This window comes from Parvibaculum sp. (assembly GCF_040882025.1).
In the GTDB taxonomy this organism is placed as follows: Bacteria; Pseudomonadota; Alphaproteobacteria; order Parvibaculales; family Parvibaculaceae; genus Parvibaculum.
In genome coordinates, this window is record NZ_JBBECC010000002.1 from 34,269 (window position 1) to 49,390 (window position 15,122).

At 65.4% G+C, this 15,122-nt stretch carries 12 protein-coding genes; 10 read left to right on the forward strand and 2 right to left on the reverse strand.

The window, feature by feature from the left end; genetic code table 11:
- Nucleotides 1-9: 9 nt before the first annotated feature.
- From WEB61_RS00250 to WEB61_RS00260, 3 genes are read left to right on the forward strand one after another with little or no spacing between them, the layout of a single operon-like run.
- A complete protein-coding gene (locus tag WEB61_RS00250) occupies nucleotides 10-861 on the forward strand; it encodes a hemin ABC transporter substrate-binding protein (RefSeq protein WP_368062317.1) in 852 nt (283 codons plus the stop codon).
- Entirely contained in the window at nucleotides 858-1,913 is a 1,056-nt protein-coding gene (locus WEB61_RS00255) for a FecCD family ABC transporter permease (protein WP_368062318.1), read from the forward strand. The genes WEB61_RS00250 and WEB61_RS00255 overlap by 4 nt, the downstream gene beginning before the upstream one ends.
- The gene (locus WEB61_RS00260) at nucleotides 1,910-2,689 is read left to right on the forward strand and encodes a heme ABC transporter ATP-binding protein (protein WP_368062319.1); all 780 of its coding nucleotides are present in this window, start codon (nucleotides 1,910-1,912) and stop codon (nucleotides 2,687-2,689) included. The genes WEB61_RS00255 and WEB61_RS00260 overlap by 4 nt, the downstream gene beginning before the upstream one ends.
- 24 nt (nucleotides 2,690-2,713) lie before the next feature.
- On the opposite strand, the gene WEB61_RS00265 is transcribed toward WEB61_RS00260, so the two are convergent.
- Both WEB61_RS00265 and WEB61_RS00270 read right to left on the reverse strand, forming a co-directional pair.
- Nucleotides 2,714-3,739 carry a Fe(3+) ABC transporter substrate-binding protein gene (locus WEB61_RS00265; RefSeq protein ID WP_368062320.1) on the reverse strand — a complete coding sequence of 342 codons (1,026 nt, stop codon included), beginning with the start codon at nucleotides 3,737-3,739 and terminating at the stop codon, nucleotides 2,714-2,716.
- Between the two features lie 124 nt (nucleotides 3,740-3,863).
- Nucleotides 3,864-4,910: an ABC transporter ATP-binding protein gene (locus WEB61_RS00270; protein ID WP_368062321.1), complete on the reverse strand. Its 1,047-nt coding sequence runs from the start codon at nucleotides 4,908-4,910 to the stop codon at nucleotides 3,864-3,866.
- A gap of 129 nt (nucleotides 4,911-5,039) precedes the next feature.
- Between WEB61_RS00270 and WEB61_RS00275 the strand changes: the two genes are divergently transcribed.
- The 7 genes from WEB61_RS00275 to WEB61_RS00305 form a co-directional block, all read left to right on the forward strand.
- Nucleotides 5,040-6,731, forward strand: a complete 1,692-nt coding sequence (locus tag WEB61_RS00275) for an ABC transporter permease (protein WP_368062322.1) — start codon at nucleotides 5,040-5,042, stop codon at nucleotides 6,729-6,731.
- A gap of 125 nt (nucleotides 6,732-6,856) precedes the next feature.
- Nucleotides 6,857-7,930 carry an efflux RND transporter periplasmic adaptor subunit gene (locus WEB61_RS00280; protein WP_368062323.1) on the forward strand — a complete coding sequence of 358 codons (1,074 nt, stop codon included), beginning with the start codon at nucleotides 6,857-6,859 and terminating at the stop codon, nucleotides 7,928-7,930.
- A 15-nt stretch (nucleotides 7,931-7,945) separates the two neighbouring features.
- Nucleotides 7,946-11,086 carry an efflux RND transporter permease subunit gene (locus WEB61_RS00285; RefSeq protein ID WP_368062324.1) on the forward strand — a complete coding sequence of 1,047 codons (3,141 nt, stop codon included), beginning with the start codon at nucleotides 7,946-7,948 and terminating at the stop codon, nucleotides 11,084-11,086.
- Nucleotides 11,087-11,092: 6 nt separating this feature from the next.
- The gene (locus WEB61_RS00290; protein WP_368062325.1) at nucleotides 11,093-12,928 is read left to right on the forward strand and encodes an acetyl-CoA hydrolase/transferase C-terminal domain-containing protein; all 1,836 of its coding nucleotides are present in this window, start codon (nucleotides 11,093-11,095) and stop codon (nucleotides 12,926-12,928) included.
- 36 nt (nucleotides 12,929-12,964) lie between these two features.
- A complete protein-coding gene (locus WEB61_RS00295) occupies nucleotides 12,965-13,690 on the forward strand; it encodes a glutathione S-transferase N-terminal domain-containing protein (RefSeq protein ID WP_368062326.1) in 726 nt (241 codons plus the stop codon).
- Between the two features lie 188 nt (nucleotides 13,691-13,878).
- Nucleotides 13,879-14,439: a PadR family transcriptional regulator gene (locus WEB61_RS00300; RefSeq protein ID WP_368062327.1), complete on the forward strand. Its 561-nt coding sequence runs from the start codon at nucleotides 13,879-13,881 to the stop codon at nucleotides 14,437-14,439.
- The coding region (locus WEB61_RS00305) for an efflux RND transporter periplasmic adaptor subunit (RefSeq protein WP_368062328.1) at nucleotides 14,432-15,122 on the forward strand (691 nt) is incomplete at its 3' end. The genes WEB61_RS00300 and WEB61_RS00305, both read left to right, overlap by 8 nt.

The following is a 15,122-nucleotide window of genomic DNA, read 5'->3' on the forward strand; positions in this document are numbered from 1 at the left end:
ATCGCGATTTTGAGCTCCCTCGCCCTCGCCCATGCCGATACACCGCAGCGCGTCGTCTCGGTCGGCGGCTCGACGACCGAAATCGTCGCGGCGCTCGGGGCGGGCACGCTTCTTGTCGGCGTCGACACGACGAGCCTCTATCCGGCTTCCGTCACCGAACTCCCGAATATCGGCTATGTGCGGCAGCTCTCGGCGGAAGGTCTGCTTTCGCTCAGGCCCGATATCGTGCTGGCGGGGTCCGAGGCCGGCCCTGCCACCGCGCTTGCCCAGGCGCGCGCGGCCGGCATCGAGATCGTGACGATGAGCGAGGGCTATACGCCGGAAGCGGTCGCCCGGCACATCGAAACGGTCGGCCGCGTGCTTGGCCGCAAAGCCGAGGCGGCCGATCTTCTCGACGCCTTCAAGGTCGACTTCGCAACCGTCGAGGCCGATCTTGCGCGTGTGACGACGAAGCCGCGCGTGCTCTTCATTCTGCAGACTGGCCGCGGCGCCTCGCTCGTTTCGGGAACGGACACGGCCGCACACGCCATGATCGAGCTTGCCGGCGGCGTCAACGCCGTCACCGAATATACGGGCTACAAGCCCTTCTCGCCGGAAGCCGCCGCCCTTGCCGCGCCCGATGTGATCCTGATGACGGACCAGACCGTCGACACGCTGGGCGGCAAGGACAGCGTGTTGTCGGAGGCGACCTTCGCGGCGACGCCGGCCGGCCGGGACGGGCGGCTCGTCACCATGGACGCGCTTTACCTCACGGGCTTCGGACCGCGCCTTGCCCATGCGGCGCACGATCTCGCCGTCAAGCTTCATCCGGCGCATGAATTCGCACCGTTGCCGGAGCGGGCATGGACCAAAGCCGAATGACCGACATCGCCGAAAGCGCTTCGCGTCCGTCCCGCGCCTTGAAGCGCCCGGCCATTCTTGGCGGGCTGGCCTTGTTGCTCGCTCTGGCCGCGCTGCTGTCGCTGGCAACCGGTGCCATGCCACTCGCCGTCGGCGATGTGCTGCGCGCCCTGTTCGGCCTCGAGGTCGATGCGCAGAGCGCCGCCGTCATCACCATGATCCGGCTGCCGCGCATGCTGCTTGCGATCATCGTCGGTGCGGCGCTGGCGGGCGCCGGCGCGGCACTGCAGGGCCTTTTCCGCAATCCGCTTGCCGATCCGAGCCTGATCGGCGTTTCGAGCGGCGCGGCGCTGGGCGCCGTGACGGTCATCGTTCTGGGCGGTGCCGTTGTTGCCATTCTTCCCTTCGCCGCCTCGCCCTTGCTGCTGCCCTTCGCGGCCTTTCTCGGCGGGCTCGGCGCGACCTTCGTGATGCAGCGCCTCGCACAGTCGGGCGGACAAGCCGCGACGGCGACGCTGCTGCTGGCCGGCATCGCCATCAACGCCATGGCCGGGGCGGCGACCGGCGTTCTCGTCTATGTCAGCAACGACACGCAGCTGCGCGATTTCACCTTCTGGAGCATGGGCAGTCTGGCCGCCGGCGGCTGGCCGGGTTTCACGATCGCCGCCCTGCCGATCGCCGCCGCGCTTGCGGCGATCGTCGTCTCGGCGCGGGCGCTCGATGCGATGCTGCTCGGCGAACGGGAAGCGCTGCATCTCGGCGTCCCCGTCCAGCGTCTCAAGAATGTGGTGATGGTGGCCTCGGCGCTGGCCGTGGGTTCCGCCGTCGCGGTCAGCGGGATCATCGGCTTTGTCGGCATTGTCGTGCCGCATCTGGTGCGCATGATCGCCGGCCCCGATCACCGCATCGTGCTGCCGGGATCGATCCTTGCCGGCGCCGCGCTGCTCCTCGTCGCCGACATGGTCGCGCGCGTCGTCGTGGCGCCGGCCGAGCTGCCGATCGGTCTCGTCACCAGCGCCCTCGGCAGCCCGTTCTTCCTCTGGCTTCTCGTGCGGCGCCGGAGGTTCGGATGATCCACGCCGAAAATGTTAGCGTGCTGGTGGACCGAAAGCGCCTGCTCGACGGGGTCGATGCGGAAATCCGCCCCGGCCGCGTCACCGCCCTGATCGGTCCCAACGGAGCCGGCAAGTCGACGCTTATTTCGCTGCTGTCGGGCGAGCGGCGGCCCGATGGCGGCCGCGTCACCCTCGACGGCCGGCCGATGGCTTCATGGCCGGCGCTGGCGCTGGCGCGCCGCCGCGCCGTGCTGCTGCAAAGCGCCGCGCTCGACTTCGCCTTCACCGTCGAGGAAGTGGTGGAACTCGGCCGCCTCCCCTTTGCGGGCACGACGCGCCAGATCGACGATGAACGTGCCATCGCGGCGGCCTGCCGCCTTGCCGGTGTCGACGGTTTCCGGGCGCGTGCCTATCAGACGCTTTCGGGCGGCGAGAAGCAGCGTGTGCAGTTCGCCCGCGCGCTGGCGCAGCTCTGGCAACACGGCGAGGCGGAAGGGGCGGCGCGCTACCTGCTGCTCGACGAACCGACCTCGGCGCTCGATCTCCGGCATCAGCGGATCGTGCTCGACGCGGCGCGCCGGCTTGCCGGCAAAGGCGTCGGCATCCTGGCCGCCCTTCACGATCTCAATCTCGCGGCCGCCTGTGCCGACGATGTCATCATGCTGCGCGACGGCTGCGTGGTCGCGGCGGGCCCGGTGGCCGAGATGATGACCGGAACGCTGCTCGGCCGCTGCTTCGACACGCCGATCGAAATCCTCACCCGCGCCGACGGCATGCCCGCCATTCTGGCCTGACGGGACCTCGGCGACAGCGGGCTCCTACTTCCAGCCCGCGCGGTCGAAGATGCGCACCGCTTCGGGCTGATTGCGGCCGAGCGCGCTGGCGTTCAGCGCGTCCTCCTTGAAGGGGCCGAAAGCGTTGAGCGGCGTGTCGATTTCGATGCCGGGCACGGCCGCATATTCGTGGTTCTGTTCGCTGAAGGCGCGCTGCGCCCAGTCGCCGGTCAGGAACTCGATGAAGCGGACCGCATTGGCGCGGTTCGGTGCGTGCTTCAGCACGCCGGCACCGCCGATATTGACATGCGTGCCGCGGCCGTCCTGGTCGGGGAAGACGAGGCCGACCGCATCCGCGACCGCGCGGTCTTCCGGTTTATCCGAGCCCATCAGCCGGCCGACATAATAGGTGTTCACGAGCGAAATGCGGCATTCGCCGGCCGCCACCGCCTGGATGTTGCCGGTGTCGTTGCCTTGCGGGGGCCGCGCGAAATTGGCGACGGTGCCGCGCGCCCAGTTTTCGGCTTCTTCCGTACCCTGATGTTCGATGATCGCGGCCAGCAGCGACAGATTGTAGATATTCGAGGAGGAGCGCATGCAGACCGTGCCCTTGTTCGAGGGGTCGGCAAGATCGGCGTAGGTTTCGAGCTTTTCGGGACGGCCCTGCGCCTTGTTGTAGATGATGATCCGCGCCCGCTTCGAGAGGCCGAACCACAATCCGTCCGGATGGCGCAGGTGACCCGGGATGCGCGTCTCGAGAATTTCCGACGTTACTGGCTGGAAGAGGCCCTTGTCCTCCGCGCGCCAGAGGCGGCCGGCATCGACCGTGATCAGCAGGTCGGCGGGGCTTTGCACGCCTTCGCGTTCGATGCGTGCGATCAGTTCGTCGCTCTCGCCCTCGATCAGGTTGATCGCAATACCGGTCTCCTCGGTGAACCTGTCATAGAGCGCGAGGTCGGTGTCGTAGTGGCGCGCCGAATAGATGTTGAGTTCGCCGGTCGCGGCACGGGCGCCGATCGCGCCTGCGAGGACAAGACCGAGGATGAGAATGCCGGCAAGAAAGCGTGACATGAGGGTTCCGGGTTCGTCAGAGGGGTCGGTCCGGGGGGTCCGGGCCGTCTTGATAACGACTATCATTTGCGTCACTACCGCGTCATGTGACAGATTTATGACAGTTTGATGACAGGCGAGGGTTTCAGACTCTGGCAGCGAAGATGAAGGTGCCTTGCGGCGCGAAATTGACGGCTGCGGCGGCGCCGATTTTCAGCCCGCTGGGTTCGGGCACCCGGGCGCGCAGGGGCTCGAGGGCGGGCGCGCCGGCAGCCGAAAGCAGCACCAGCCAGTCGCGGCCGAGAAAGCGCAAGTCACTGATATTGAATGTGTTTTCGCCGCCGTTCGCGGGCGCGAGCCGGACCGCTTCGGGCCGCACGATCACTTCCACCGCGGCGCCGTCGCGGTAGTCCGGCGCCGGCACCGGCCCATAGGCGGTCATCGCGCTGCCGCCCGCCACCATCGCCGGAAAGCGCTGCGCCTCGCCGAAAAGCGAGGCCACAAGGGCACTTGCGGGATTTGCATAGAGGTCCGCCGGCGTCGCGCATTGGGCGATGCGGCCGCGTTCCATCACCGCGATCCGGTCGGCGATTTCCATCGCTTCGACAGGGTCGTGCGTGACGACAAGTGTAATAACGCCAGCGCTTTTCAGCGCGCGCCGCGCTTCCTCGCGCAGGCTCCGACGCCGCGTCACGTCGACGCTCGCAAAGGGTTCGTCGAGCAGCATCGCGGCCGGTTCCGGCGCCAGCGCGCGGGCCAGCGCGACGCGTTGCTGCTGGCCGCCCGACAGCGTGTGCGGATAGCGCGGTTCGAAACCCGAAAGGCCAACGGCGGCAAGCCGTTGCGCGATGATGCGGGCCTGCTCCTCCTTCGGGCGGCGGTTGATGCCGAAAGCAATATTTTCAGCCACCGTCAGATGCGGAAAGAGCGCGTTGTCCTGAAAAACCATGCCAAATGGCCGTTTTTCGGGTGGCAGCGCACGTCCCGGCATGGCCAGCACCGCGCCGTCGAGATCGATCGATCCCTCCTGCAGAACCTCCAGTCCGGCCGCCAGTCTGAGCAGCGTCGTCTTGCCGCTGCCCGACGGTCCGAGCAGGCAGAGAATCTCGCCCGCCCGCGCCTCCAGCGACACGCCGGACAGCACCTGATGGTTGCCATATCTGTGTCCGACATTGCGGAACGCCAGCGTCATTCCTGCCCTACCCGGCCCATTTCCTCGGAAACGCCTGCAAATGCGTGGCAAAATTACTTTGCCGCAGGCAGCCGTATTTGTCACAAAGGCACCATGTCAGTCACGGAAAAAGATCGGATTTCCGGCCATATGAGACGCGGTGTCGCGTCGGGCTGGACGCTGGCGGCGCTCGCCGTGGCGCTTGTGCTGCTGGCGCCGTCGCTGGCAGTGCTGGCAAGCCTCGCCTCGCCGGCCAGCGAAAACTGGGCGCATCTGCGCGCGACCGTGCTGCCGGGCTATGTGATCAACACGCTCTGGCTGATGGTGCTGGTCGCGCTGATGGCCGGCACGATCGGCATCGGCACGGCATGGCTCGTCGTTTCGACGCGCTTTCCGGGGCAGCGGTTTTTCAATTGGGCGCTTGTGCTGCCGCTGGCGACGCCGGCCTACATCATCGCCTACGTCTATACCGACCTTCTGGCCTTTGCCGGACCGATTCAGAGCGGCTTGCGCGCGCTCACCGGCTGGAGCGGCGGCGATTACAGCTTTCCCAATATCCGCTCGCTGCCGGGCGCTGCCATCATGCTGAGCTTCGTCCTCTATCCTTACGTCTATCTCCTGGCGCGCACTGCGTTTCAGCGGCAATCGGCGGCCCTCTTCGAAGCGGCGCGCATGCTCGGCGCGCGGCCATGGCGTGCCTTCATTCGTGTGGCGCTGCCCTGTGCACGGCCGGCGATCGCCGGTGGCCTTGCCCTCGCCCTGATGGAAACGATTTCCGATTTCGGTGTCGTCGACTATTTCGCGGTGCCGACGCTGACGACGGGTATTTTCCGCACCTGGTTCAGCCTTGGCGATACGCTGGCCGCGGCACAGATCGCCGCCTGGCTGTTCCTTTTCGCGCTGGCGCTGGTCATGATCGAAATGGTGAGCCGGCGCGGGCGCGTTGCCAATCCGCTCTCGCGCGACATGGCGGCGCGGCCGGTGATGCTCAAAGGCGGACGTGCCGTCGTCGCAACCGTCGCTTGCATCCTGCCCGTGTTGCTCGGCTTTGTTGTCCCCGCCATCGTGTTGCTGCGCTATGCGCTGAGCGAAGGCGATCCGCTGGTTGGGCGCAGCTTTCTCGATTTCGCGTCGAACAGTCTCTTCGTCGCCGGCGTTACGGCGGTTCTGGCGACCGCGCTCGCCTTGCTGCTCGCCTATGGCGAACGTCTGCACCCCACCCCGTTCAACCGCGTTTCGATACGCCTTGCGACACTCGGCTATGCACTGCCGGGCGCGATGATCGCCATCGGCATTCTGACGCTGACGACCGATATCGATCGCGCATTGTCCGGATTTGCCGAGACCTGGCTCGGCTTCGCGCCCGGACTTCTCATCACCGGCTCGGCGGCGGGCCTCGTTTTTGCCTATGTCGCGCGCTTCCTGACGGCCGCCTTCAATGCCTGCCACAGCGGCCTCGATAAAATCCATCCCTCGCTCGACGCCGCGGCGCGCGGCCTCGGGGCCACGCCCGGACGCGTCCTCGGCGCCGTTCACATTCCGCTCTTGCGCGGCGCCTTGGCGAGTGCGGCCCTGCTGGTCTTCATCGATGTGATGAAGGAACTGCCGGCAACGCTGCTGCTGCGCCCCTTCAACTTCGAAACGCTGGCGACGCGTACCTACCGGCTCGCTTCCGACGAACGGCTGGCCGAGGCCTCGACGGCGGCGCTGACCATCGTCGCGCTCGGGCTCATTCCGACGATCCTGCTGAGCCTGTCGATTGCACGCTCCGGCGTCCGGCCGCCCGCGCCGCTGGCCACGACCGAAGCCGTACACGCAAATGTGAGGCCGCCAGTCCTCTGAACGGTTTCATAGCGGCCGGTCCTGCTTGAATTCGCTTCCCTATCGGCCAAACTCGATCTGGTGTCATAATTCAGCCGGATGATGACGGGATCATTCGCGCCCACTTCGCCCGAACCGGAGCTTTCATGCGCCTGCCGACGCCTGCCATTCTGCTTCTTGCCGCGCTGCTCGTGCCGGCGGCCCTTTCGGACGCCCGCGCGCAGGAAAAGGCGCAGAACGTGATCGTGGCACCCGCGGTCTTCGACCGTTTCGTCGATCAGGTCGAGGCGCTGGGCACCACTTTCGCCAATGAAAGCGTCACCATCACCGCCAATGTGTCGGACAAGGTGGATGAAATTCTTTTCAACGACGGGCAACAGGTCGAGAAGGACCAGGTCCTGGTGCTGCTCAGGCGCGAGGAACAGCGCGCGGCACTGGAAGCGGCGGAGGCCATCCTGAGCGAGCGGCTGACCGCCTATAATCGCGCGCGCGAACTGGAGAGCCGCCAATACACGACGACGGCGCAACTCGACGAGCGGCGTGCGGCACTGCGGGAGGCGGAAGCCAATCGCGACGGCGCCAGGGCGCGGTTCGACGATCGCGAGATTCGGGCGCCTTTCGAGGGCGTCGTGGGCCTGCGCAATATCAGTCCCGGCACGCTGGTCACGCCGGGCAGCGTCATCACGTCGCTCGACGATCTCGATCCGATCAAGCTCGACTTCACGGTTCCCGCCGCCTATCTGGCGAATATTCAACCCGGCCTCGAGATTCGCGCGACGACGACGGCGCTTCCCGACAAGGAATTTCGCGGGACGGTCCGCAGTGTCGCCACGCAGGTCGATCGCGTCACGCGCTCGATCACGGCGCGCGCCTTCATTCCCAACGAAGACCACGCGTTGAAACCGGGCCTCCTGATGACCATCCGCCTTCTGAAAAATCCGCGCGATTCGATCGTGATTCCGGAGGAAGCGCTGGTGCCATCTGGCACACAGAATTTCGTTTTCGTCATCGACCGCACCAGCAACAAGGCCGCGCGGCGCGAAATCGAAACCGGCGGGCGGCGCCCCGGTGCCGTCGAGGTGGTCAGCGGGCTTGAGCGCGGCGAGCTTGTCGTCACGCATGGCACGATGCAGGTGCGCGACGGGCAGACAGTCAATATCGTCAAGGAAGAAACGCCGGAGCAGACGCTGGGGCGGCTCGGCGCAACGGTCGTCCGGTAGGAAACAGGGAAGACAATGAAACTTTCCGACGTTTCGGTCACGCGTCCCGTTTTTGCCGCCGTCATCAGCATGTTGCTGGTCGCTTTCGGTCTCGTCGCCTTCGACCGGCTTCCCTTGCGCGAGTATCCCGACATCGACCCGCCGATCGTTTCGATCACAACCGACTATCGCGGCGCGGCGGCCGCCGTTGTCGAGACGCGCATCACCGAGATCATCGAGGAACGTATCGCCGGTATCGAGGGGATTTCCTTCGTTCAATCCTCCAGCGAGGATGGCCGCTCGCGCATTACCATCGAATTCAATCCGGGCCGCGATATCGACGCCGCCGCCAACGACATCCGCGACCGCGTGTCGGGCGTTCTCGACGTTCTGCCGACCGAAGCCGATCCGCCCGACATCCAGAAGGCCGATTCCAGCGACGACGTCATCATGTGGCTCAACGTCGTCAGCGACCGGTTGTCGATGCTGGAACTGACCGACTATGTGGAGCGTCATCTCGTCGACCGGTTTTCGACACAGGATGGCGTTGCGCGGGTGCGCTTGAGCGGCGCGCGCAGTTACTCGATGCGAATCTGGCTCGACCGTACGGCGCTCGCAGCGCGCGGTCTGACGGCGGGCGATGTCGAACAGGCGCTGATCGCCGAGAATGTCGAATTGCCGGCCGGCAATATCGAGTCCGTACAGCGGCAATTCACCGCGCGTGTCGAGCGCGGCTTTCGCGGCGAGGCGGATTTCCGTCAACTTGTTCTGGGACAAGGCAGCGACGGCTATCTCGTGAGGCTCGGCGATGTCGCGCGTGTCGAGCTCGCGGCGGCGGAAGACCGGACTTTCTTCCGCGGAAACCGCGTGCCGATGGTCGGCATCGGCATCATCAAGCAGTCGCAAGCCAACACGCTGACGGTCGCGCGCGCGGCCAAGGCCGAGGCCGAGCGCCTTGCACCGGGCCTGCCTGAGGGTATGGAGATCAGACGCAGCTACGATACCAGCGTCTTTATCGAAGGCGCGGTCAACGAGGTCTACAAGACGCTGATCATCGCCATTGCCCTCGTCATTCTGACGATTTTCGTCTTTCTCGGCAGCGCACGAGCGACGCTTGTGCCGGCCGTCACGGTCCCTGTGTCGCTGATTGCACCCTTCCTCGTGCTCTTCGCGCTCGGTTTTTCGGTCAATCTGCTGACGCTGCTCGCGCTGGTTCTGGCCATCGGCCTTGTCGTCGACGATACGATCGTGGTGCTCGAAAATATCTATCGTCGCATGGAAGAGGGCGAAACGCCGCTTGTGGCCTCTTATCGCGGCGCGCGGCAAGTGGGCTTCGCGGTTATCGCGACCACCGCGGTCTTGATCGCGGTCTTCGTGCCGCTCGCCTTCGTCGAGGGCGCCATCGGGCGGCTCTTTTCGGAGTTTGCAATCACCATGGCGGCGGCGGTCGCATTCTCGAGCCTTGTCGCGCTCAGCCTGTCGCCGATGCTGTCGTCGAAAATTCTCCGGCCGGCATCCAACCGCACCCGCTTCAACATCGCCGTCGATGAAGGTTTCGACAGGCTCAAAACCCGTTATCGCGCGTTGCTGGTCCGTGCGCTCGGCAGGCCCTCGATCACGATGGCGACTTTCGGCGGCCTTGTTGTCGCGGCGCTTGGCCTTTTCATCGTCATTCCCTCCGAATATGCACCCCGCGAGGACAGGGGCATTTTCTTCGTGATGGTCAACGGGCCCGAAGGCGCCTCCTTCAGCTATATCAACGAATACATGACCGAAATCGAAGACAGGCTGATGCCGCTGGTCGAGAACGGCGAGATCAACCGCCTGCTTGTGCGCGCCCCTCGTACGTTCGGCAACCTGTCGAGCTTCAATACGGGCATCGCCGTCATCGTGCTCGCGGACTGGAGCGAACGGCGTTCGGCCTGGGAGATCATGGACGATGTGCGCGCACGCGTTGCCGACCTGCCCGGCGTCACCGCATCGCCGATGATGCGGCAGGGATTCGGGCGCGGCGCGGTAAAGCCGGTGCAGTTCGTGATCGGCGGCGGCTCCTATGACGAGCTGCGGGAGTGGCGCGACCTGCTGATCGCGGCCATCGAAGCGGACAATCCGGGTCTCCTCAATATCGATCATGATTTTCAGGAAACGAAACCTCAGCTTCGCGTCGAGATCGATCGCAACAGTGCCGGCGATCTCGGCGTGACGGTCGGCAATATCGGGCGGACGCTAGAGACGGTGTTCGGTTCGCGGCGGGTAACGACATTCGCGGATGGCGGCGAGGAATACGACGTCATTCTGGAGGGCGAGCGCTCGGCGCAGCGCACGCCGAGCGACATGAGCAATGTCTTCGTGCGCTCGGAACGGACCGGCGAATTGATTCCGCTGGCCAATCTCGTGACTGTCAACGAAGCGGCCGGCCCTGCGAACCTCAACCGCTACAATCGCATGCGCGCCATCACCATCGACGCCAATCTTGCCGACGGCTATACGCTCGGCGCCGCGCTCGACCATCTGCGCGATCTTGCCCGGGCGCATCTGCCACCGAACGTCGCCATCGATTATCGCGGCCAGTCGCTCGACTATATGCGGGCAGGCAGCGCGCTCGGTTTCATCTTCGTGCTGGGGCTCGTCGTCGTTTTCCTTGTGCTGGCGGCGCAGTTCGAAAGTTTCGTCCATCCGGTCGTCATCATTCTGACGGTGCCGCTCGCGATCACCGGCGGATTGTTCGGCATATGGGTTACCGGCGGCACGATCAATCTCTACACGCAGATCGGTCTCATCATGCTGGTGGGCCTTGCAGCCAAGAACGGCATTCTGATCGTCGAGTTCGCCAATCAGTTGCGCGACGAGGGCCGTGCCTTCGGCGAAGCGCTGGTCGAGGCGTCGGCGATCCGGCTTCGGCCGATCCTGATGACGGCGATCACGACCATTGCCGGCTCGGTGGCGCTGATCCTTTCCTTCGGCGCCGGCGCCGAGACCCGCACGGCCCTCGGCGTCGTCATCTTTTCCGGCGTCATCTCGACCACCCTCTTCACCCTCTTTGTGGTGCCGGTCGCCTATCAGGCGCTGGCGCGCGGCACCGGTTCGCCCGACGACACGCGGCGCCGGCTCGATGAGGAGATCGAGCGGATCGACGGCGCGGTCTTGCGGCCGCGCCCGATGGAAGGGGCGGAATAGCGCCCGATGCAGCGAAACCCCGAACGCTTCGGCAATGCAGAGCGGCTGGCGGATGCGATCATCGCGCGGGTCGGACGCAAGGTCGTGCTGGCACTGCCGCTCGGGCTCGGCAAGCCCAACCACATCGCCAATGCGCTGACGGCGCGCGCCATCGCCGATCCGTCGATTTCGCTCAGCATCCTGACCGCATTGACGCTCGAACGGCCGCGCGCCTCGAGCGATCTCGAACGGCGCTTTCTCGAGCCCGTCGCCAAGCGTCTCTTCGCGGGCTATCCCGATCTCCTTTACGCCACGGCGCTCAGGCAAGGAACGCTGCCGCCCAATATCGAGGTGCATGAATTCTTCCTGCTGGCCGGACGCTGGCTCGGGTCGCCGCGCCAGCAGCAGAATTACATCTCGGCCAACTACACCCATGTCGGCCGGTACATTCTGGAGCGCGGCGTCAACGTGCTGGCGCAGCTTGTCGCGCCGCCGGAACGCGCGGGCGGCGGCTACAGCCTCAGCTCCAATCCCGACATCACACCCGATTTTCTCGCCGCCCGGCGCAGCGGACATTCGGAAATCGTCTTCGCCGGACAGGTCAATGAGGCGCTGCCCTTCATGGGCGGACAGGCGGAGGTCCCGGCCGACGAATTCGACTTCCTGCTTGAAGGCGACGATTTCCGCTTCCCGTTGTTTGCGCCGCCGCGCGAGCCGGTGACGCAGACCGATTATGCGATCGGCCTCCATATCGCCGGCCTCGTCCCCGATGGCGGGACGCTGCAGGTCGGCATCGGCTCGATCGGCGATGCGGTCGGCCAAGGGCTGGTGCTCCGGCAGCGCGACAACGCGGCCTGGCGGGCGGCGCTGGAACGCCTCGGCAGCCCGCCGCGCGAGACCGCACGCTTCGACGAAGGTCTCTACGGCGCCAGCGAGATGCTGGTCGAATGTTTTCTCGACCTGATGGAAGCCGGCATCGTCAAGCGCGAGGTCGACGGGGCGGCGATCCATGCGGGCTTTTTTCTGGGTTCCCGAAGCCTTTATGCGCGGCTGAGGGAAATGACGCCCGAAGCGCGCCGCCGCATCGCGATGGTGCCGGTTTCCTTCGTCAACGATCTCTATGGCGACGAAGCGGCCAAGCGCGCGGCGCGGAAAGGCGCGCGCTTCATCAACACCGCCATGATGGCGACGCTGTTCGGCGCCGTGGTTTCCGACGGGCTGGAAGACGGGCGCGTCGTCAGCGGTGTCGGCGGACAATACAATTTCGTCTCGCAGGCCTTCGCGCTGCCCGATGCGCGCTCGGTGATCGCGCTGCGCGCCACGCGCGAGAAGGACGGCAAGACGCTCTCCAATATCGTCTTTTCCTATGGCCACCAGACGATCCCGCGCCATCTGCGCGACATCGTCGTCACCGAATACGGCATCGCCGATCTGCGCGGCAAAACGGATGCCGAAGTCGTGGCCGCGATGCTCGGCGTGACGGATTCGCGCTTCCAGGAGGCGCTGCTGGCGCGCGCGAAAAAGGCCGGCAAGATCGCGGCGGATTACGAGATCCCGCCGGCGCAACGCAACAACCGGCCTGAACGCATCGCGGCCGGGCTTGCCGCGGCGAGAGCGCATGGCCTGTTGCCGCTCTTCCCCTTCGGCAGCGACTTCACCGAGGTCGAGCAGCGGCTGGTGCCGGCGCTCGGGCGCTTGTCGCGGGCCTCGAAGCGTGAGCTGGCATTGCTGGCACTCAAGGGCGGGCCCGCGCCTGCGGAGGCGGCGCCATGTCTCGAGCGCATGGGGCTCGGGGCGCCCTCATCTTTCAGCGAAAGGCTCTATCGCCGCCTCTTGCTGGCGGCGCTTGCAGCACCTAACTAGGAGATTGTCATAACGCGCGTTGGGAGGACGCTCGCCATGATCGATCTCTATTACTGGCCGACGCCCAACGGCAAGAAAGTGACGATCCTTCTCGAGGAGTGCGGCCTCGACTACAAGCTGGTCCCGCTGCATATCGGCCGCGGCGACCAGTTCAGCCCCGAATTCCTGAAGCTCAATCCCAATCACCGGATGCCGGCCCTGGTCGACCACGCGCCCTTGGGCGGCGGCGCGCCGCTCGGCATTTTCGAGTCCGGCGCGATGATGATGTATATCGCCGAAAAGGCCGGGAAGTTTTTCCCGCAGGACCCGCATGGCAAATACGAAGTCACGCAATGGGTGATGTGGCAGATGGCCAATCAGGGTCCGAAGCTCGGCGAATGCGGCCATTTCCGGCGCCTGGGCGATCGCGAGGGCGATCAGTCCTATGCGATCCGGCGCTTCACCGACGAGGCCAACCGGCTCTATGGCGTGATGAACAACCGTCTCTACGACCGGCGCTACATGGCGGGCGAGGACTACACGATCGCCGACATGATCTGCTATCCGTGGGCCGTCAACTGGAAGGCGCAGGGCCAGGACATCGAGGAATTCAAACACTTCAAACGCTGGCTCGAGGAGATCGGCGAGCGGCCGGCCGTCAAGCGCGGCATGGCGGCGGGCAGCGATCTTTCGATGGACCTTTCCAAAATGACGCCCGAAGAGCAGGAGAAGGTCCGCAAGATGCTCTACAACCAGCGCGCCCGGCCGGCGCCGGATGCCTGAGAAGCCGCCCTAATTACGTTGCGTCCCGTTGGTGTGGCGCGTTTGCCGCAGTGCAAAAAAATACAGGAAAATTCGTGAGAAGCCGGCCCGCAGCTCTTGGTTTTTAATATATCGGTCCTATATAGACGCCATATATCGGCCCAGTATATGCGACCGCCCACCCGACCGGTCGCGGCAAGGACCCCCCGATGCAAGTCACGACGCTCTGTCTCGGCGCTTTGGTTTTCGGCGAAGCGACAGGCTACGAAATCAACAAGATGTTCGAGGATGGCCCCTTCAGCCACTTCCTCGACGCCAGCTATGGCTCGATCTATCCGGCGCTGACGCGGCTGACGGAGGAAGATCTTGTCACCTGCAAGGAAGAACAGCAGGAGCGGCGGCCGGACAAGAAAATCTACGCGCTGACGGACAAGGGCCGCGCGAGATTGCGCGACGCGCTGCATACGCCGCTGGCCGAAGACAAATTTCGCTCCGAATTCCTGTTCGCGGTGCTTTTCGCGCATTTGCTGCCGCGCTCGCGCGTCAGCGAACTCGTCGACCAGAGGCTGACCGCGATGAAGGCGAAAGCCGAAGAACTCGCGACGAAGGATCCCGGCGACACGCCGGGCATGGATTTCGCGCGCCTTTACGGTCACGCCGTCTATTCCGCATCCGTCTCTTTTCTCGAGAACAACCGGCACCTGATCGAAGACATAGCGGTGGACGACACATCGCAGGCAGCCCCCAACGAAGTACACACGCATGTTTGAGCGCCAGCGCAATATCATCGAACAGGCCGGAAGCAGGCTTCATCGCTCGCATCTGATCGCGATCGGCATCGCCGTCGCGATCGGCCTCTGGTTCTTCAGCGGGCTTTTCAGCGGCGGAAACGGCATCACCGACGAGAGGACGGCGGCCGAGCGCGATGCGGCGAATGTCACCGTTCCGCAGGTGCGCATCGTCACCTCGACCGCGATCGCCCGGCAGGGCGCGGTCGCGATCCGCGGGCGCACGGCAGCGAAGCGCGCCGTCGAAGTGCGGGCCGAAACGCAAGGCACGGTGGCGGAGCTGCCGGTCGAGAAGGGCGAGCGCGTCAAGGCGGGCGACGTGTTGTGCGGCATCAATCTCGATGCCCGCGACGCGCAGCTTGCCGAAGCGAAAGCGGTGGCGCGTCAGCGGCAGCTCGAATATGACGCCTCGCGCCAGCTTGCCGAAAAAGGCTGGCGGGCGCCGACCGTCGCGGCCGCGTCGAGAGCCGCGCATGATGCGGCGCAGGCCCGGCTCAAGCAGATGCAGATCGAAGTCAGCCAGACCAAGATCGTCGCGCCGTTCGACGGCGTCTTCGACGACCGGCGCGTCGAGGTCGGCGACTATCTGCGCATTGGCGACGTTTGCGGCCTCGTGGTCGAGCTCGACCCGCTGCTCGTGATAGGCCAGGTCGCCGAAGACCGCG

Coding starts and splice junctions, on each gene's coding strand:
- WEB61_RS00290 (WP_368062325.1), top strand. CDS start 11,093: ATGCAGCGAAACCCCGAACGCTTCGGCAATGCAGAGCGGCTGGCGGAT.
- WEB61_RS00265 (WP_368062320.1), bottom strand. CDS start 3,739: ATGTCACGCTTTCTTGCCGGCATTCTCATCCTCGGTCTTGTCCTCGCA.
- WEB61_RS00275 (WP_368062322.1), top strand. CDS start 5,040: ATGAGACGCGGTGTCGCGTCGGGCTGGACGCTGGCGGCGCTCGCCGTG.
- WEB61_RS00270 (WP_368062321.1), bottom strand. CDS start 4,910: ATGACGCTGGCGTTCCGCAATGTCGGACACAGATATGGCAACCATCAG.
- WEB61_RS00260 (WP_368062319.1), top strand. CDS start 1,910: ATGATCCACGCCGAAAATGTTAGCGTGCTGGTGGACCGAAAGCGCCTG.
- WEB61_RS00280 (WP_368062323.1), top strand. CDS start 6,857: ATGCGCCTGCCGACGCCTGCCATTCTGCTTCTTGCCGCGCTGCTCGTG.
- WEB61_RS00285 (WP_368062324.1), top strand. CDS start 7,946: ATGAAACTTTCCGACGTTTCGGTCACGCGTCCCGTTTTTGCCGCCGTC.
- WEB61_RS00295 (WP_368062326.1), top strand. CDS start 12,965: ATGATCGATCTCTATTACTGGCCGACGCCCAACGGCAAGAAAGTGACG.
- WEB61_RS00255 (WP_368062318.1), top strand. CDS start 858: ATGACCGACATCGCCGAAAGCGCTTCGCGTCCGTCCCGCGCCTTGAAG.
- WEB61_RS00300 (WP_368062327.1), top strand. CDS start 13,879: ATGCAAGTCACGACGCTCTGTCTCGGCGCTTTGGTTTTCGGCGAAGCG.